The sequence below is a fragment of the Cellulomonas sp. URHB0016 genome, from assembly GCF_054057935.1.
Map to the genome: position 1 here is coordinate 4,358,967 of NZ_JBSRZU010000001.1, position 17,485 is coordinate 4,376,451.

Annotated in this window: 16 protein-coding genes; 15 read left to right on the plus strand and 1 reads right to left on the minus strand. The window is 72.4% G+C overall.

Annotated features, from left to right (window positions below):
- The 14 genes from ftsW (at position 1) to ACVW07_RS20050 (ending at position 15,695) form a co-directional block, all read left to right on the plus strand.
- Positions 1-1,248, plus strand: a complete 1,248-nt coding sequence (ftsW, locus tag ACVW07_RS19985) for a putative lipid II flippase FtsW (protein ID WP_456820938.1) — start codon at positions 1-3, stop codon at positions 1,246-1,248.
- Entirely contained in the window at positions 1,241-3,865 is a 2,625-nt protein-coding gene (gene murC, locus ACVW07_RS19990) for a UDP-N-acetylmuramate--L-alanine ligase (protein WP_456820939.1), read from the plus strand. Before ftsW ends, murC begins: the two co-directional genes overlap by 8 nt.
- A gap of 314 nt (positions 3,866-4,179) precedes the next feature.
- Entirely contained in the window at positions 4,180-4,947 is a 768-nt protein-coding gene (locus ACVW07_RS19995; RefSeq protein WP_456820940.1) for a cell division protein FtsQ/DivIB, read from the plus strand.
- 219 nt (positions 4,948-5,166) lie between these two features.
- On the plus strand, positions 5,167-6,420 hold the full coding sequence (gene ftsZ / locus ACVW07_RS20000; RefSeq protein WP_456820941.1) for a cell division protein FtsZ: 1,254 nt from the start codon (positions 5,167-5,169) through the stop codon (positions 6,418-6,420).
- Positions 6,420-7,163, plus strand: coding sequence for a peptidoglycan editing factor PgeF (pgeF, locus tag ACVW07_RS20005; protein WP_456820942.1), 744 nt, complete (start codon positions 6,420-6,422; stop codon positions 7,161-7,163). Before ftsZ ends, pgeF begins: the two co-directional genes overlap by 1 nt.
- Before the next feature lie 175 nt (positions 7,164-7,338).
- Positions 7,339-7,824, plus strand: a complete 486-nt coding sequence (locus ACVW07_RS20010; protein WP_456820943.1) for a cell division protein SepF — start codon at positions 7,339-7,341, stop codon at positions 7,822-7,824.
- A gap of 3 nt (positions 7,825-7,827) precedes the next feature.
- A complete protein-coding gene (locus tag ACVW07_RS20015) occupies positions 7,828-8,112 on the plus strand; it encodes a YggT family protein (RefSeq protein WP_456820944.1) in 285 nt (94 codons plus the stop codon).
- Positions 8,113-8,252: 140 nt separating this feature from the next.
- Positions 8,253-8,921: a DivIVA domain-containing protein gene (locus ACVW07_RS20020; RefSeq protein ID WP_456820945.1), complete on the plus strand. Its 669-nt coding sequence runs from the start codon at positions 8,253-8,255 to the stop codon at positions 8,919-8,921.
- Between the two features lie 136 nt (positions 8,922-9,057).
- Positions 9,058-9,519: a TraR/DksA family transcriptional regulator gene (locus ACVW07_RS20025; RefSeq protein ID WP_456820946.1), complete on the plus strand. Its 462-nt coding sequence runs from the start codon at positions 9,058-9,060 to the stop codon at positions 9,517-9,519.
- 20 nt (positions 9,520-9,539) lie between these two features.
- Complete coding sequence (gene lspA / locus ACVW07_RS20030) at positions 9,540-10,241, plus strand: signal peptidase II (RefSeq protein WP_456820947.1); 702 nt, start codon at positions 9,540-9,542, stop codon at positions 10,239-10,241.
- Positions 10,234-11,172 (plus strand): RluA family pseudouridine synthase, encoded by a 939-nt coding sequence (locus ACVW07_RS20035; protein WP_456820948.1) that lies wholly within the window; start codon positions 10,234-10,236, stop codon positions 11,170-11,172. Before lspA ends, ACVW07_RS20035 begins: the two co-directional genes overlap by 8 nt.
- A gap of 86 nt (positions 11,173-11,258) precedes the next feature.
- On the plus strand, positions 11,259-14,798 hold the full coding sequence (gene dnaE / locus ACVW07_RS20040) for a DNA polymerase III subunit alpha (protein ID WP_456820949.1): 3,540 nt from the start codon (positions 11,259-11,261) through the stop codon (positions 14,796-14,798).
- Positions 14,799-14,856: 58 nt separating this feature from the next.
- Positions 14,857-15,201: an ArsR/SmtB family transcription factor gene (locus ACVW07_RS20045; RefSeq protein ID WP_456821132.1), complete on the plus strand. Its 345-nt coding sequence runs from the start codon at positions 14,857-14,859 to the stop codon at positions 15,199-15,201.
- Entirely contained in the window at positions 15,198-15,695 is a 498-nt protein-coding gene (locus ACVW07_RS20050; protein WP_456820950.1) for an SRPBCC family protein, read from the plus strand. The genes ACVW07_RS20045 and ACVW07_RS20050 overlap by 4 nt, the downstream gene beginning before the upstream one ends.
- 61 nt (positions 15,696-15,756) lie before the next feature.
- On the opposite strand, the gene ACVW07_RS20055 is transcribed toward ACVW07_RS20050, so the two are convergent.
- Positions 15,757-15,975, minus strand: a complete 219-nt coding sequence (locus tag ACVW07_RS20055) for an RNA-binding S4 domain-containing protein (protein WP_456820951.1) — start codon at positions 15,973-15,975, stop codon at positions 15,757-15,759.
- 91 nt (positions 15,976-16,066) lie between these two features.
- On the opposite strand from ACVW07_RS20055, the gene hisD reads away from it, so the two are divergent.
- Positions 16,067-17,389: a histidinol dehydrogenase gene (gene hisD, locus ACVW07_RS20060; RefSeq protein WP_456820952.1), complete on the plus strand. Its 1,323-nt coding sequence runs from the start codon at positions 16,067-16,069 to the stop codon at positions 17,387-17,389.
- The last annotated feature ends 96 nt before the right edge of the window (positions 17,390-17,485 follow it).

The window sequence follows — 17,485 nt, forward strand, 5'->3', positions numbered from 1 at the left end:
GTGACTGACGTCCGCACCGGCCCGCGCGCGCCTGCGCCGTACCGGGAGACGGAACGCACGGGTTCGGTGGTCGGCCAGTGGAACAGTGCCGTGACCAGCTACTACGTGCTGGTCGGTGCCACCGCGCTGCTGCTCGTCATCGGGCTCGTGATGGTCCTGTCGAGCTCGAGCGTCGAGTCGCTCGACCAGGGCCACTCCGCCTACTCGGTGTTCTTCGACCAGGCGAAGTTCGCGCTCGTCGGGCTCCCGCTGCTCTTCGTCCTGTCACGGACGAGGGTGCGGATCCTCCAGATGTTCGCGTGGCCGGCGCTCGGCGCCGCCCTCGTCTTCCAGCTCCTCGTCTTCGTCCCGGGTCTGGGCCAAGGGGTCGGCGGGAACCAGAACTGGATCCGCGTCGGCGGTATCACCGCGCAGCCGTCCGAGACGATCAAGCTCACCCTCGCGGTGTGGCTCGGTGCCGTGCTGACCCGCAAGCTGCACCTCATCTCGGAGTGGAAGCACGCGCTGATCCCCGCCGTGCCCGTCGCCGGGCTCGCCGTGCTCGTCGTCCTCGCGGGCCACGACCTCGGGACGGCCCTCGTGCTGCTGATGCTGGTCGCCGGAGCCCTGTTCGTGGCAGGGGTGCCGCTGCGGATGTTCGCGCTCGCCGCGCTCGCGGGTGCCGGGGTGGCCACGCTGCTCACCGTGACGAGCGCCAACCGCACGGCCCGCATCATGAGCTGGCTCTCCAACGAGTGCGACGCCCAGAGCGCGTGCTACCAGACGCTGCACGGCGGCTGGGGTCTCGCGAGCGGAGGCTGGGGCGGCAAGGGGCTCGGTGAGAGCGCCGAGAAGTGGTCGTACCTGCCCGCCGCCCACAACGACTTCATCTTCGCGATCATCGGTGAGGAGCTGGGACTGATCGGCACGTTGCTCGTCGTCGGCCTCTTCGGACTGCTGGCCTTCGCCATGATCCGGGTGGTCCGCCGCCATCCCGACCCGTTCGTCCAGATCACCACGGGCGCGATCCTCTGCTGGATCATCGGCCAGGCCCTCGTGAACATCGCCGTCGTCATCGGTCTCGCACCGGTCATCGGGCTGCCGTTGCCGCTCGTGTCGGCGGGTGGCTCCGCGCTCATCATGACGATGGCGGCGCTCGGCGTGGTCATCGCCTTCGCGCGGGACGAGCCCGGGGCGGCCGAGGCGCTCGCGGCCAGGGGTGCCGCCGTGCGCCGGTCGCTCGCCGTCGTGGGGCGGGCCCGTGGCTGACGGGCACGTGTCCGGGTCGGTGCTGCTGGCGGGCGGTGGGACGGCCGGGCACGTCAACCCCCTGCTCGCCGTCGCCGACGAGCTCCGGCGCCGCCGGCCTGACGTCCGGCTCACCGTCCTGGGCACGTCCGAGGGCCTCGAGGCCCGGCTCGTGCCCGAGCACGGGCTGACGCTGAGCGTGGTCCCGCGCGTGCCCTTGCCGCGAAGGCCGAGCATCGACCTGCTGCGGCTGCCGGCCAGGCTCCGAGCCGCGGTCCGCGCCGCCGACCGGGCGATCGTCGAGTCAGGGGCGGACGTGGTCGTCGGCTTCGGCGGCTACGTGTCGACGCCCGCCTACCTCGCTGCGCGGCGGCGTGGGATCCCCGTCGTGATCCACGAGCAGAACGCGCGCGCGGGCCTCGCGAACCGGCTGGGCGCGCGGTGGGCCAAGGCCGTCGCGGTGACGTTCCCGGCGACGCGTCTGCGCGGCGCCCAGGTCACGGGCCTGCCGTTGCGGGCGGCCGTCGCCGAGCTCGTCGACGCCCGCGCGGTGGACGCCGCGGGCACCCGGACGTCGGCGGCGGACCTGCTCGGGCTCGACCCGACGCTCCCGACGCTTCTGGTGTTCGGTGGCTCGCTCGGTGCGGCGAGCATCAATGCCGCGGTGGCCGGTGCGGCCCCGGAGCTGCTCGCGGCAGGCGCCCAGGTGCTGCACCTGACCGGGCTCGGCAAGGACGACCCGGTCCGTGCCGCGATCGGCGGCGTGCCCGGTGCCGAGCGGTACCACGTGCTCGAGTACCTCGCCGAGATGCACCTGGCTCTCGCCGTCGCGGACGTGGTGGTCGGCCGTTCCGGAGCGGGCACCGTGAGCGAGCTCGCGGCGCTCGGCATCCCTGCCGTCTACGTCCCGCTGCCCATCGGCAACGGTGAGCAGCGGCTCAACGCGGCACCGGTGGTCGCGGCCGGCGGCGGCCTCCTCGTGGAGGACGACGAGCTCGACGCCGCATGGGTCCGCGCGCACGTCCCGGTGCTGCTGGTGGGCGACACGGCGGCGGAGACCCGAGGTCGGATGGCGGCGGCCGCGGCGGGCGTCGGTGTGCGGGACGCGGCTGGGCGGGTCGCAGCGCTCGTCGAGCGCGAGCTGCCTGCCTCAGGCGCTGCCCCGCCCCTGCAGGACGTCGTGGCGCCGCTGGCACCGGTGCCCCGACCCGACGAGCCCGCGCTGCTGTCGACCTTCGGGCGCGTCCACCTCGTCGGCGTCGGCGGTGCTGGGATGTCCGCGATCGCGGCGCTCCTCGCGGCCCGCGGTCTTGCCGTCAGTGGCTCGGACGCGATCGACGGGCCGGCGCTGCCCGGCCTGCGGGCCGCGGGTGTCACGGTGCACGTCGGGCATGACGCCGCGCTCGTGGACGAGGTCGACACGCTCGTCGTGTCGACGGCGGTCCGTGAGACGAACCCGGAGCTCGCACGCGCCCGAGCGCTCGGGCTGCGCGTCGTGCACCGCTCGCAGGCGCTGGCGGCACTCATGGCGGACCGGGACGCGGTCGCGGTGGCCGGCGCGCACGGGAAGACCACGACGTCCGCGATGGTGGCGACGACCCTGCTCCGTGCCGGGGCGGACCCGTCGTTCGCGATCGGCGGCACCGTCCTGTCCGACGACGGCCCGCTCGGCGGCAGCCGGGACGGTGCCGGTCCGGCGTTCGTGGCCGAGGCGGACGAGTCCGACGGGTCCTTCCTCGCCTACGAGCCGCTGGTGGCGGTCGTGACGAACGTCGAGCCGGACCACCTCGACCACTACGGGTCGGCCGACGCCTTCGAGGACGCGTTCGTGGCGTTCGCGGGCCGCGTGCGTCCTGGTGGGGTGCTCGTCGCGTGCGTGGACGACGACGGTGCCGCCCGGCTCGTCGACGCGGTGGGCGCTGGCCTCGCCGCGCGCGGGGTGGAGGTCGTCACGTACGGCACCTCGGCGGGAGCGGACGTCCGCGTCGGCGACCTGTTGCCGGTGCAGACGGGCTGGAGCGTCGAGCTCACGGCGTCCGACGCCCGGTCCGTCGTCACGCTGTCGGTGCCCGGTGAGCACAACGCACTCAACGCCGCCGCGGCATGGGTGGTGGCCCGGCGGCTGGGTGTGCCGGCGGACGTCGCCGCCGAGGCGCTCGGGGCCTTCCGCGGGACCGGTCGGCGGTTCGAGGACCGCGGGACCGCGGCGGGCGTCCGGGTGGTCGACGACTACGCGCACCACCCGACGGAGGTCGCAGCCATCCTGAAAGCTGCCCGCTCCGTGGTCGGTGGCGGGCGCGTCCTGATCCTCTTCCAGCCACACCTGTACTCGCGGACCCGGACGTTCGCCGACGAGTTCGGCCGAGCCCTGGACCTCGCGGACGTCGTGGTGGTCACCGACGTCTACGCGGCACGCGAGGACCCCGACCCGGCGGTCACCGGAGCCCTGCTCGTCGACCGGGTCCCGACCGCGGGCAAGGCCACGTTCGTGGCGGACCGCGTGGCGGCGGCCCGCGCCGTCGCGGCCTGCGCCCGGCCCGGCGACCTGCTGCTCACCGTCGGGGCGGGCGACGTCACGGCGCTCGCCCCCGTGGTGCTCGACGAGCTCGGCCGGGCCACGGAGCAGGGCAGAGCATGAGCCCGTCACGGCCGCCGCGCCCGCGCGTGCCCCGGCCGGAGCGTCCGGCGCTCCCGGTCACCGACCTGTCCGCGACGCGTCAGGCAGGCAGCGCCGCGGCGCGCACGCTGAGCGAGGGCGCCGTGCGTCGTGCCGCTCCTGCCTCGAGGGCCGGACATGCGCCGCCTCCCGGCACGGTCCCGCGCCAGGCGAGCGGGACGGGGGGCGCCGGCGCGCGCCCTCGCACGTCAGCCACGCCCCCCGTCTCGACGGACACCGCCCCGACGCCCTTCGGGCGTGCGGTCACGACCTACACCGGCGGCCGCGGCGGACCCGTGGTCCGCCCGTCCGTGGTGTCGACGACCTCGGTCGCCCGGTTCGCGGAGCGGGCGCAGGCCCGCCGCACGGTGGCTCGCCGCAAGGTCGCGCTGACGGCGTGCGGCGTGGGGGCAGCGGCCGCCACGGGATGGCTGCTGCTCCTGTCACCGGTCCTGGCCCTGGAGCCCGGCGAGGTGGAGGTCCGTGGCGCGGGGACCGTGGTCGCGGTCGACCAGGTCCTCCGGGTCGTCGACACGCACGCGAGCACGCCCCTGCCCCGGCTGGACACGGTCGGGCTGCGCGACCGGGTGCTGGAGGTCCCGGGAGTGCGAGAGGCCCGGGTGACGCGCGCCTGGCCCCACGGTCTGACCGTGGTGCTGGTCGCCCGGGAGCCGGTCGCGGCCGTGCCGGAGCCTGGCGGATCCGGCGCCGCACCCGGCTATGCGCTCCTGGACATGGACGGCATCCAGGTGGGCCGCGTGGACGTGGCGCCCGACGGCCTGCCGGTGGTCGACGTGCCGGTGGGGGACAAGCGCGCGCTGCGCGCGGTGCTGAGCGTGCTGGAGCGGCTGCCCGCTGACCTGCTCGCGCAGGTCGCAGGGGTGTCCGCGCACACGCAGGACACGGTCACGATGACGCTGCGTGACGGGGTCGAGGTCGACTGGGGGAGCGCGGTCGAGACGCCGCTGAAGATCGCCGTGCTCGGGACGCTGCGGGCGTCGCCCGCGACCCAGGGGGCCTCGGTGTTCGACGTGTCCGCGCCCCGACTGCCGATCACCCGCTGAGCGCACCGGGCGATTTGGCACCGGATGGAGACACGCGCGGCGCGGTCGTTGCTCCGCCGCGCAAGCGGACCTAGCGTCACGCACTGACAGCGCACCTGACATAACTATAACCCTCAACCTGAGGGTGAAGGTTGAAGGCCGGCCGCGGCGTGTCGCGGCCGGACCCCGTGGCCGGACCCGCGACCGACCACGACCGGCACAGAACGAGAGGCACCCACCGTGGCAGCTCCCCAGAACTATCTGGCGGTCATCAAGGTCGTCGGCATCGGCGGCGGCGGCGTGAACGCCGTGAACCGCATGATCGAGGTCGGCCTCAAGGGTGTCGAGTTCATCGCCGTCAACACCGACGCCCAGGCCCTGCTCATGTCCGACGCCGACGTGAAGCTCGACGTGGGCCGCGAGCTGACCCGCGGCCTCGGTGCCGGCGCCGACCCCGAGGTCGGCAAGAAAGCGGCGGAGGACCACAAGGAGGAGATCGAGGACGTCCTGCGTGGGGCGGACATGGTCTTCGTCACCGCGGGCGAGGGCGGCGGGACCGGCACCGGCGGTGCGCCCGTCGTCGCACGCATCGCCCGTTCGCTCGGCGCGCTGACGATCGGCGTCGTGACCCGCCCCTTCACCTTCGAGGGCCGCCGCCGCTCGGTCCAGGCGGACACCGGCATCGAGGCGCTCCGAGCCGAGGTCGACACGCTCATCGTCATCCCGAACGACCGGCTGCTGTCGATCTCCGACCGCTCGGTCTCCGTCCTCGACGCCTTCCACTCCGCGGACCAGGTGCTGCTCTCGGGCGTCCAGGGCATCACCGACCTCATCACCACGCCGGGCCTCATCAACCTCGACTTCGCCGACGTGAAGTCGGTCATGCAGGGTGCGGGATCGGCGCTGATGGGCATCGGCTTCGCCCGAGGCGAGGACCGTGCGGTGCAGGCTGCCGAGATGGCGATCTCGTCGCCGCTGCTCGAGGCCAGCATCGACGGGGCGCACGGCGTGCTGCTGTCCATCCAGGGTGGTTCCGACCTCGGGCTGTTCGAGATCAACGAGGCCGCCCGGCTGGTCCAGGAAGCGGCGCACCCGGAGGCGAACATCATCTTCGGCGCGGTCATCGACGACGCACTGGGCGACGAGGTCCGCGTCACGGTGATCGCCGCGGGCTTCGACGGAGGTTCCCCGGTCGTCCGGCGGGACGCGCGCGCCCTCGGGCAGATCAGCGGCGGGACTCCTCGTCAGGTGCCGCCCGTCCAGGCGCCGCGGCTGCCGACGCCCCGTCCGGTCCTGGATCCCGACGACGACGTGGTGCCCGTCGCCTCGTTCGCCGCCGCCGGCCGCTCGGCTCGGCCCGACGTCCCCGCCTTCCTGTCGACCGAGGCCGAGCCGACGCCGATCACCGGGGCTCTCGAGGTCCCGAGGATCTTCACCGACGAGGTCCCGCGCCGCGAGCGCGACGAGCTCGACGTGCCGGACTTCCTCAAGTAGTGGCGCGCGAGGACGACGAGCTCCCGGTCGAGCTCGTCGACCTCGGCCCCGGCGTCCGTGCCGCGTTCACGACGCGAGACGGCGGTGTCAGCGAAGGGCCCTATGCGTCGCTCGACCTGGGTGCTGAGGTTGGTGACGACGCTGGGGCGGTCCGCGAGAACCGCGCACGGGTCGAGCGGTGGGTCGGGGCGCCCGTCGCCTACGGCCGCCAGGTGCACGGCTGTGTCGTGGCAGTGCTCGACGAGCTGCCTCTGCAGCCGCCCGAGGCCGACGCCCTCGTGTCGGCCTCGCCCGGCCTCGCGGTGGCCGTGGTCGTCGCCGACTGCGTGCCGGTGCTGCTCGCCGACCCCGTGGCGGGGGTCGTGGCGGCCGTGCACGCCGGGCGGCGCGGTCTCGTGTCCGGGGTGCTCCGGTCCGCGATCGGCACGATGGTGGGCCGCGGTGCGCAGACACAGCGGATCCGCGCGGCCGTCGGCCCCGCGATCGCGGGCGCGTCGTACGAGGTCCCGGACCGGCTGCGCGAGGAGGTGGCCCGGGTGGTGCCCGCGACGTGGTCGACCACGTCGTGGGGGACGCCGTCGCTCGACCTGCCGGCCGGCGTGCGTGCGGTCCTGGAGCGCCACGGTGTGGCCGTGGTGTCCGTCTCGTCCCGGGACACCTACACCGACGAGCGGCTGTTCTCCTACCGGCGGTCGGCCGTGACAGGCCGGTTCGCAGGGGTCGTCCGGCCCGTCGCGACCTGACGACGCGCCGTCGCAGGCGAGGTGCGCGCGTGTCGGGCGTGTCGCCGCGTCGTCACGCGTGCGCGTTGCTAGCGTGCTCGGCAGAGGGAGCCCGTCCCCGCCCGAGCCGGTGGTCCACCGGTCCGTGAGTCGGGCTCCGGGGGAGTCCGGAGCTGATCCGGGGAGGGAGCGACCGATGGCCGGAGCGCTGCGCAAGACGATGCTGTACCTCGGCCTGGCCGACGACCGGTCGGAGCACGAGGAGTACCTCGAGGAGTTCGACGGGGGAGAAGCCACGGTGGAGCACGAGTACGAGGCCCAGGTCACACCGCTGCACCGTGCCGCCCGTTCGGCCGTCCCGGTCGCCGTGCCCGCGCCCGCCCCGACGGGCGAGCTGCGCCGCATCACGACGATCCACCCGCGCTCGTACAACGACGCCCGCAAGATCGGCGAGGCATTCCGGGAGGGCACGCCGGTCATCATGAATCTGACCGACATGGACGACGCTGACGCCAAGCGTCTCGTCGACTTCAGCGCCGGTCTGATCTTCGGCCTGCACGGAGCCATCGAGCGCGTCACCAGCAAGGTGTTCCTGCTCTCGCCCGCGCACGTCGAGGTGGCCGGCGACGCCGCCCCTGCGACCGAGCCCGCCACCCGTGCGGGCTTCTACAACCAGAGCTGACGCGTGCAGCTCGTCTGGTCACTGCTGTACTTCGTCGTCCTGGCGTTCTTCTTGCTGCTCCTGGTCCGGCTGGTCCTCGACTGGGTGCAGTTCTTCGCGCGCGAATGGCGGCCGCGGGGTGTGGCCCTGATCATCGCCGAGGTCACGTACTCCGTGACCGACCCGCCGTTGCGTTTGCTCCGGCGATTCCTGCCCCCGGTCGGCATCGGCTCTGTGCGGCTGGATCTGGCGTTCTTCGTGCTGATCCTGCTGTGCTCGGTGGCGCTGTCCGTGCTCCGGAGCCTCTGACCGACACGTCCCTCCACGACGTCTGACCTCGTGTCGGGCGGGGCGGACTGCCCGAAGATTGTCCGCTACGGTGATCCGAGACGGTCGCAGGAAAGCTGCCGCCGGCCCGACCGAGAGCTCGACCGACAGAGGTGACGACGATGGCACTGCTGACCGCAGACGAGGTCCTGAACAAGAAGTTCCAGGCCACCAAGTTCCGCGAGGGCTATGACCAGGACGAGGTCGACGACTTCCTGGACGAGGTCGTCAACACGCTCCGCGAGCTCCAGAACGAGAACGAGGACCTCAAGACGAAGCTGGCCGCCGCCGAGCGCCGGATCGCCGAGCTGAGCCGCGCCGGTGCCCAGCAGTCGGCACCCGCGCCGAAGCCCGAGCCCACGCCCGAGCCGGTCGCCGCCGTGGTGGCACCGGTGGCGCCGCCGGTCGTCGCACCTGTGGCGTCCGCCCCGCAGCGCCCGAACGAGCCCGAGTCGGCCACCGGGATGCTGGCGCTGGCGCAGAAGCTGCACGACGACTACGTGCGCAGCGGCCAGGAGGAGTCCGACCGTCTGATCGGCGAGGCGAAGTCCCAGGCCAACCGGATCGTGCGTGAGGCCGAGGAGACGTCGCAGCGCACTCTCGGGCAGCTCGAGCAGGAGCGTTCGCTCCTCGAGCGCAAGATCGACGAGCTGAGGGTCTTCGAGCGGGACTACCGCACGCGCCTCAAGAGCTACCTCGAGAACCTCCTGGGCGATCTCGACAACCGAGGCAACGCCCTGCCGCCGCGCTCCGGTCAGGCGCAGCCGGTCGGCGACGGACAGAATCTCTGAGATTTCGCCCGTCCTGCGAGCGTCCGAGCAGGTCACGACACACACACCACGCCGGGTTTCACCCGGCGTGGTGTGTTGTGCGATGCACATTGCCCGTTTAGAGTCACGTGACTTCAAGGACTAGGGGGGCCCGGTCGTGGCCATCAACGACTCACTGAGTGCCGTCGCATCGACGGTCGACGCCAAGGAGCTCTCCAAGCTCGTCCGACAGTTCCCGGTGCGGGACGGCGAGAAGCCGTGGACCGCTCGGGAGGTGAAGGACATCGCGGACGAGCTGACGGGCGACATCGACCGGCTGACCGGCGAACTGGCCGCGGCGGACGCCGAGCTCTCGGACCTGCTGCGCAACTCCGGCGACGGCGCCGGCGACGACCAGGCGGACTCGGGTTCCTCCGCCCTGGAGCGCGAGCAGGAGCTCACGCTGGTCAACAACACGCGCGACCTGCTCGCCCAGACGCAGCGTGCCCTCGGCCGTATCGCGACCGGGACGTTCGCCACGTGCGAGTCGTGCGGTCGCGCGGTCGGCAAGGCGCGGCTGCAGGCGTTCCCGCGGGCGACGCTGTGTGTCGAGTGCAAGCAGCGCGAAGAGCGGCGCTGACCCGCACGTAGACTCCACCGGTGCCCACCACCACGGACGATCCGGTCGAGACAGCACTCACCCCACGCCGTCGTCGTCGCCTCCTGCTGACGCTCGTCTCGATCACGGTGACCGTGCTCGTCCTCGACCAGCTGAGCAAGATCTGGGCACTGTCGGCCCTCGAGGGCGAAGGGCGCCGGGAGCTCCTCGGGACGCTCCTCGGGTTCGAGCTGGTCCGGAACCCGGGAGCCGCGCTGTCGATCGCGACGGGCATGACGTGGCTGCTGACGCTCGTCGCGATCGCCGTCGTGGTCGTCGTCGTCCGTGCCGCCCGGAGGATCGGTTCCACGCTGTGGGCCGTGGCCCTGGGGCTGCTGCTCGGCGGGGCGCTCGGCAACCTCGTCGACCGTCTCTTCCGGTCGCCCGGTGTGGCTCGGGGTCACGTCGTGGACTTCATCGCGTACGGGAACTGGTTCGTCGGCAACGTCGCCGACATCGCGATCGTCGTCGCGGCGGCGCTCGTGGTGCTGCTGGCGGTGCTCGGCATCCGGATCGACGGGACGCGGGAGCGCGACGACGACGCGACCGGCAACCCGGACGGCCCGCACGACGACGCGCCGGGTGACGAGCTCGGTGCGGCGCACGACGGCCTCGGGGAGCGCCCCCCGGCTGACGAGCCGGGCGCCCCGGCGTCCTACGGGGCTCTCCCGGACGACTCGGCGACGGGACCGAAGGGTGCCTGAGCTCCGGTCCTTGCCCGTGCCCGACGGCCTCTCGGGCGAGCGGGTCGACGCGGGCCTGTCCCGCCTGCTGGGCCTGTCCCGGACGCGTGCGGCCGAGCTCGCCGCGGCGGGCGGGGTGCGCGTGGACGGCCGTGAGGTGGGCAAGTCCGACCGGTTGACGGCGGGGGGCTGGCTCGAGGTCGAGCTTCCGGACCCCACGGTACCGGCGGGGGTCCAGGTGGTCCCGGAGCCGGTCCCCGGGATGGTGATCGTGCACGACGACGACGACGTGGTGGTCGTGAACAAGCCCGTCGGGGTGGCGGCGCACCCGTCGCCGGGCTGGAGCGGGCCGACCGTGGTCGGAGCGCTCGCTGCAGCCGGGTACCGCATCTCGACGTCCGGCGCTGCGGAGCGGCAGGGCGTGGTGCACCGGCTCGACGTCGGGACCTCGGGCCTCATGGTCGTCGCGAAGAGCGAGCACGCCTACACGGTGCTCAAGCGCGCGTTCAAGGAGCGCACGGTCGAGAAGGTCTACCACGCGCTCGTGCAGGGCCACCCCGAGCCGACGACGGGCACGATCGACGCCCCGATCGGCCGCCACCCGTCCGCCGACTGGAAGTTCGCGGTGGTGGCGGACGGCAAGCCGTCGATCACCCACTACGAGGTGCTGGAGATGCTCCCGGCGGCCTCGCTCGTCGAGGTGCACCTCGAGACGGGTCGCACGCACCAGATCCGGGTGCACTTCTCGGCGCTGCGGCACCCGTGCGTGGGCGACCTCACGTACGGTGCGGATCCCTCCCTGGCGGCCCGGGTCGGGCTCACACGGCAGTGGCTGCACGCGGTCCGCCTCGGCTTCGAGCACCCCGGCACCGGGGAGTGGCTGGAGCTGACCAGCGACTACCCGCAGGACCTGGCGGCGGCCCTCGAGACGCTCTCCGCCGGGTACCGCTGAGCACGGTCTGACGGCTCCCGGCGTGTCGCCTCCGACACGGGACGGTGGGCTCAGGAGTGTGGGAGCGGCGACCTAGGATGGCCCGCATGGCAGCTGCTGGAGGTTCCGACTTCGTCCACCTCCACGTCCATACCGAGTACTCGATGCTGGACGGTGCGGCGCGGCTGGGCGACCTGTTCGCGGAGGTCCAGCGACAGGGCCAGACGGCCATCGCGACCACCGACCACGGCTACCTGTTCGGTGCGTACGACTTCTGGGCGAAGGGCACCGCGGCCGGGGTCAAGCCCATCGTCGGCATCGAGGCGTACGTCACGCCGGGCACCAGCAGGTTCGACCAGACCCGCGTGCGGTACGGCACGCAGGGTCAGGAGCAGGACGACGTCTCGGCACGCGGCGCGTACACGCACATGACCATGTGGGCCCGGAACAACGAGGGCCTGCACAACCTGTTCCGCGCGAGCTCGCTGGCCTCGCTCGAGGGCCAGATGGGCAAGTGGCCCCGCATGGACCGGGACCTGCTCGAGCGCTACGGCAAGGGCCTGATCGCCACCACGGGGTGCCCGTCGGGCGAGATCCAGGTGCGGCTCCGGCTCGGCCAGTGGGACGAGGCGGTCCGCGCGGCCGGCGAGCTGCAGGACATCTTCGGCAAGGACTACTTCTACGTCGAGCTGATGGACCACGGCATCGACATCGAGACGCGCGTGCTCAAGGACCTGCTGCGCCTGTCGGAGACCATCGGCGCACCGCTCGTCGCGACGAACGACCTGCACTACGTGAAGCAGGAGGACAGCGCGTCGCAGGAGGCGCTGCTCGCGATCAACTCGGGCTCGACGCTCTCCGACCCGGACCGGTTCAAGTTCGACGGCGACGGCTACTACGTGAAGTCGGCCGCCGAGATGCGGCGGATCTGGGCCGAGCTGCCCGAGGCGTGCGACAACACGCTGCGCATCGCGGAGCAGTGCGAGGTCTCGTTCAACACGTCGGCGAACTACATGCCGAACTACCCGTGCCCGCCCGGCGAGGACGAGACGAGCTGGTTCGTCAAGGAGGTCGAGCAGGGCCTGCGTTTCCGGTACCCGGACGGCATCCCGGACGAGGTGCGCCGGCAGGCCGAGTACGAGACCGAGGTCATCACCCAGATGGGCTTCCCGGGGTACTTCCTCGTGGTCGCCGACTTCATCAACTGGGCCAAGGACAACGGCATCCGCGTCGGGCCGGGCCGTGGTTCCGGTGCCGGCTCGATGGCGGCGTACGCCATGCGCATCACGGACCTCGACCCGCTGCAGCACGGCCTGATCTTCGAGCGGTTCCTCAACCCGGACCGCGTCTCGATGCCCGACTTCGACGTCGACTTCGACGAGCGCCGGCGCGGCGAGGTCATCCGCTACGTGACCGAGAAGTACGGCGAGGACCGCGTCGCGCAGATCGTCACCTACGGCACCATCAAGGCCAAGCAGGCCCTCAAGGACTCCGCCCGGCTGCTCGGCATGCCGTTCGCCATGGGGGAGAAGCTCACCAAGGCGATGCCGCCCGCGATCATGGGCAAGGACATCAGCCTCACGGGCATCTTCGACCCGGCCGACAAGCGGTACAACGAGGCCGACGAGTTCCGGCAGATCCACGCCGTGGACCCGGACGCGCAGCGCGTCGTCGAGCTGGCCAAGGGCATCGAGGGTCTGAAGCGGCAGTGGGGCGTGCACGCGGCGGGCGTCATCATGTCGAGCGACCCGCTGATCGACATCATCCCGATCATGCGGCGCCCTCAGGACGGCGCCGTCATCACGCAGTTCGACTACCCGACGTCCGAGGGCCTCGGCCTGATCAAGATGGACTTCCTCGGGCTGCGCAACCTCACGATCCTCGACGACGCGCTCGAGAACATCGTGATGAACGGCAAGGACCCGGTCGAGCTCGAAGCCCTCACGCTCGACGACCGCAGGACGTACGAGCTGCTGGGCCGCGGCGACACGCTGGGCGTGTTCCAGCTCGACGGCGGCGGCATGCGGTCGCTGCTGCGCCTCATGCGCCCCGACAACTTCGAGGACATCTCGGCCGTCGGTGCGCTCTACCGGCCGGGCCCGATGGGTGCGAACTCGCACACCAACTACGCGCTGCGCAAGACGGGCGTGCAGGAGGTGACGCCCATCCACCCGGAGCTCGCCGAGGCGCTCGAGGAGATCCTCGGCACCACGTACGGCCTGATCGTGTACCAGGAGCAGGTCATGGCGATCGCCCAGCGCGTCGCCGGTTACTCGCTCGGCCAGGCCGACATCCTGCGGCGCGCCATGGGCAAGAAGAAGAAGTCAGAGCTGGACAAGCAGTTCGAGGGATTCTCGAACGGCATGGTCGAGCGCGGGTTCTCGATGGCCGCCGTGCAGACGCTGTGGGACATCCTGCTGCCGTTCTCCGACTACGCCTTCAACAAGGCGCACTCGGCGGCGTACGGCGTCATCTCCTACTGGACCGCGTACCTCAAGGCCAACTACCCGACCGAGTACATGGCGGCGCTGCTCACGAGCGTGCGCGACGACAAGGACAAGTCGGCGCTCTACCTCGGCGAGTGCCGGCACATGGGCATCACGGTGCTGCCGCCGGACGTGAACTCGTCGTCCGCGAACTTCACCGCCGTCGGGAGCGACATCCGCTTCGGCCTGACCGCCGTGCGCAACGTCGGCGCGAACGTGGTCGACGCCATCGTGCGGACGCGCGAGGAGAAGGGTGCGTTCACGTCGTTCACCGACTTCCTCGACAAGGTGCCCGCGGTCGTGTGCAACAAGCGGACCATCGAGTCGCTCATCAAGGCGGGGGCGTTCGACTCGCTGGGCCACCCGCGCCGGGCGCTGCTGCTCGTGCACGAGCAGGCGGTCGACTCCGTGATCGGTGTCAAGCGCAAGGAGGCGGAGGGCCAGTTCGACCTGTTCGCCGACCTGATGGGCGGGGGAGACGACGGCCCGGGCTTCGCGGTGACGATCCCCGAGCTGCCGGACTGGGACAAGAAGCAGCGCCTCGCGTTCGAGCGCGAGATGCTCGGGCTGTACGTGTCGGACCATCCGCTGTCGGGGATCGAGCACGTGCTCGCGGCCGCGTCGGACGTGTCCATCGCGACGCTGCTGGCGGACGAGGCCCGGCCGGACGGGTCGACGGTGGTCGTCGCGGGCCTGGTCACGTCGTTGCAGCGCAAGATGTCCAAGCAGGGCAACCCGTGGGCGGCGGTCACGGTCGAGGACATGGAGGGCTCCGTCGAGATCATGTTCTTCGGCGAGACCTATCTCGCGTACTCGACGATCCTCGCGGAGGACGCCGTCGTGGTGATCCGGGGACGGGTGCGGCGTCGCGACGAGACGATGCAGCTGCAGGCGATGGAGGTCTCCCTGCCGGACGTGTCCCAGGCCGCCGACTCGCCCGTGGTCGTGTCGATGGCTGTCGCGCGCTGCACGCCACCCGTGGTGGAGCGGTTGCGGGAGGTGCTCTCGACTCACCCCGGGGTCACCGAGGTCCACCTGCGCCTCACGAGCCCGGGCCGGGCCACGGTGATGCGGCTCGACGAAGGGCTGCGGGTGGGCCGCTCGCCGTCCCTGTACGGCGACCTCAAGGCGCTGCTCGGCCCGAGCTGCCTGTCGTCCTGACTGCATATCACTGTTGCGTTATATAACGCGGAGTGGAAACATCGTCCGCGTGCATGTGATGGACGCGCTCGGGGACCCCGTGAGGCGACGGCTCGTGGAGCTGCTCGCCGACGGTCGACGTACGGCGGGCGACCTCGCCACGGCCGTCGGCGCCGAGTTCGGCATCAGTCAGCCGGCCACGTCCCGACACCTGCGGGTGCTGCGGGAGGCCGGGGTGGTCACCTCCGAGGCGCACGGGGCCGTGCGGCTCTACTCGGTCCGAGCCGAGCGCCTCGACGAGATCGAGACGTGGGTGCACGGCGTCCGCCGCTTCTGGGTCTCGCGGCTCGATGCTCTGGAGACCGAGGTGGCGCGTGGAGCGCGGACGAGGCGCCGCGACGACCAGGAGGGAGCGGCCCGATGAACGGTGACGTGTGGGGCGTGCTCGTCCCCGACCAGGACGGCACGACGGTGCGGTTCGAGCGACGATTCGCGACGACCGTCGACGACCTGTGGGCCGCGACCACAGAACCGGACCGTGTCCGGCGATGGCTGGGCCCGCTCTACGGCGACCTCGCACCGGGCGCTCGGTTCGAGCTGCGCATGGGCGACGACGTGCCGGGGGCCGACCAGAACGCCGTCGGCGAGGTGCTCACGTGCGATCCGCCGTGGGGCTTCGCGATCTCGTGGGCGTTCCCCGGCGAGGTCGTGACGCGCATCGAGGTCCGGCTCCGTCCCGACGGCGACGAGACCGTGCTCGTCCTCGAGCACAGCGGCCTGCAGGAACCTGCGGCCCGCGGGTACGGCGCCGGCTGGCACGCCAGCCTCGACCTGCTGGACGACGCGCTGGGTGGCCGTCCCGTCCGTGCGTGGCAGGACGCGTTCGACGCCGCCCTCCCTCGCTACCGGCAGGCGTGAGCGCCGCGGCCCGGCGCCGGACCGGCGAGGGAGCCTGCGCACGTCGTGGCGGCGCCTGCCGTCAGCCGACCGTCGCGCGCCCCCGGCCCCCCGGAAGATCCACGTCCACGACGTCGCCGCGCACGAGCTGACGGCCGCGCCGGGCCTCGGGCTCGCCGTTCACCGTGACGGCGCCGTCCTCGAGGAGCTCACGCGCCTGGGCACCGGACTCGGCGAGGTCGGCGAGCTTGAGGAACTGGCCGAGCCGGATGGAGTCGTCGGCGATGGGGACCTGGGTCATGGCAGCAGTCTGCCCGCTCGGTTACCGGCTCGGTGCTCATTGCACGGTCAGGCCGTCCCCGCAGGTCCTGGCCGCACCTAGACTCGGCGGGGTGATCACCCGCATCGACCTGCGCGGTCGCTCCCTGTCCCGACGTGAGCTGCTCGAGGTGCTGCCCCGTGCCGAGGTGGACGTCGAGCACGCCACCGAGGTGGTGGCCCCCATCCTGGCGGCGGTCCGCGCGCGCGGCGCCGCCGAGCTGCGGGATCTCGCGGAGCGGTTCGACGGAGTGCGCCCGGTGCACCTGCGGGTGCCCGCGCACGAGGTGGCGGCGGCGGTCGACGCGCTCCACCCCGACGTGCGCGCTGCGCTCGAGGAGACCATCCGGCGGGTGCGTGTCGTGCACGCCGCGCAGGTGCCCGCGGACTTCACCGTGGACGTCGCGCCGGGTGCACAGGTCCGCCAGCGCTGGATCGCCGTGCGCCGCGTCGGTTTGTACGTGCCCGGCGGGCTCGCCGTCTACCCGTCGTCGGTGATCATGAACGTGGTCGCCGCCCAGGCAGCGGGCGTCGGCTCGCTCGCGGTCGCGTCCCCGCCGCAGAAGGACCGCGACGGCCTGCCTGACCCCGTGGTCCTCGCGACGTGCGCGCTGCTCGGCGTGGACGAGGTGTACGCGGTGGGCGGCGCTCAGGCGGTCGCGATGCTCGCGTTCGGCGCGGCCGGCACGGAGGACGTGGACGGCGAGACCCTCTGCGAACCGGTCGACGTGGTGACCGGCCCGGGGAACGTCTACGTCGCCGCGGCCAAGCGCCTGGTCCGCGGTGTCGTCGGGATCGACGCGGAGGCCGGGCCCACGGAGATCGCCGTGCTGGCCGACGGGACGGCCGACGCCGTGCACGTCGCCGCCGACCTCGTCTCGCAGGCGGAGCACGACCCGCTGGCCGCCGCCGTGCTCGTCACGCCGTCTGTCGAGCTCGCGGGCGCGGTCGAGGCCAAGCTGGTCGACCTCGTCGGGGCCACCCGGCACAAGGAGCGGGTCACGACCGCCCTCGACGGTCGTCAGTCGGCGATCGTGCTGGTGGACGACCTCGACGCAGGTCTCGACGTGGTGAACGCGTACGGCGCCGAGCACCTCGAGGTGCAGACGGCGGACGCCGCCGCGGTCGCGGAGCGGGTGACGAGCGCGGGCGCCATCTTCGTCGGACCGTTCTCTCCCGTGTCCCTCGGTGACTACATGGCGGGCTCCAACCACGTGCTGCCGACGGGCGGGTGCGCGCACTTCGCGAGCGGGCTCGGTGTGCACTCGTTCCTCCGGGCCGTCCAGGTCGTAGAGTACGACGCGGACGCGCTGCGCGCCGTGTCGGACCGGATCGTCGCGCTCGCGGACGCCGAGGGTCTGCCCGCGCACGGCGACGCAGTCCAGGCTCGGCTCTGACCGCCTGCGCGGCCCTGTGATCTTGCAGACAACGCCCCGACCAGGCCACATCGCCGCGCACCTGATTTCATGGGCGGTGACGGGACGACGTTCGCG

Coding starts and splice junctions, on each gene's coding strand:
- ACVW07_RS20020 (WP_456820945.1), top strand. CDS start 8,253: ATGGCACTGCTGACCGCAGACGAGGTCCTGAACAAGAAGTTCCAGGCC.
- ACVW07_RS20045 (WP_456821132.1), top strand. CDS start 14,857: ATGGACGCGCTCGGGGACCCCGTGAGGCGACGGCTCGTGGAGCTGCTC.
- dnaE (WP_456820949.1), top strand. CDS start 11,259: ATGGCAGCTGCTGGAGGTTCCGACTTCGTCCACCTCCACGTCCATACC.
- ACVW07_RS20010 (WP_456820943.1), top strand. CDS start 7,339: ATGGCCGGAGCGCTGCGCAAGACGATGCTGTACCTCGGCCTGGCCGAC.
- ACVW07_RS20055 (WP_456820951.1), bottom strand. CDS start 15,975: ATGACCCAGGTCCCCATCGCCGACGACTCCATCCGGCTCGGCCAGTTC.
- ACVW07_RS20050 (WP_456820950.1), top strand. CDS start 15,198: ATGAACGGTGACGTGTGGGGCGTGCTCGTCCCCGACCAGGACGGCACG.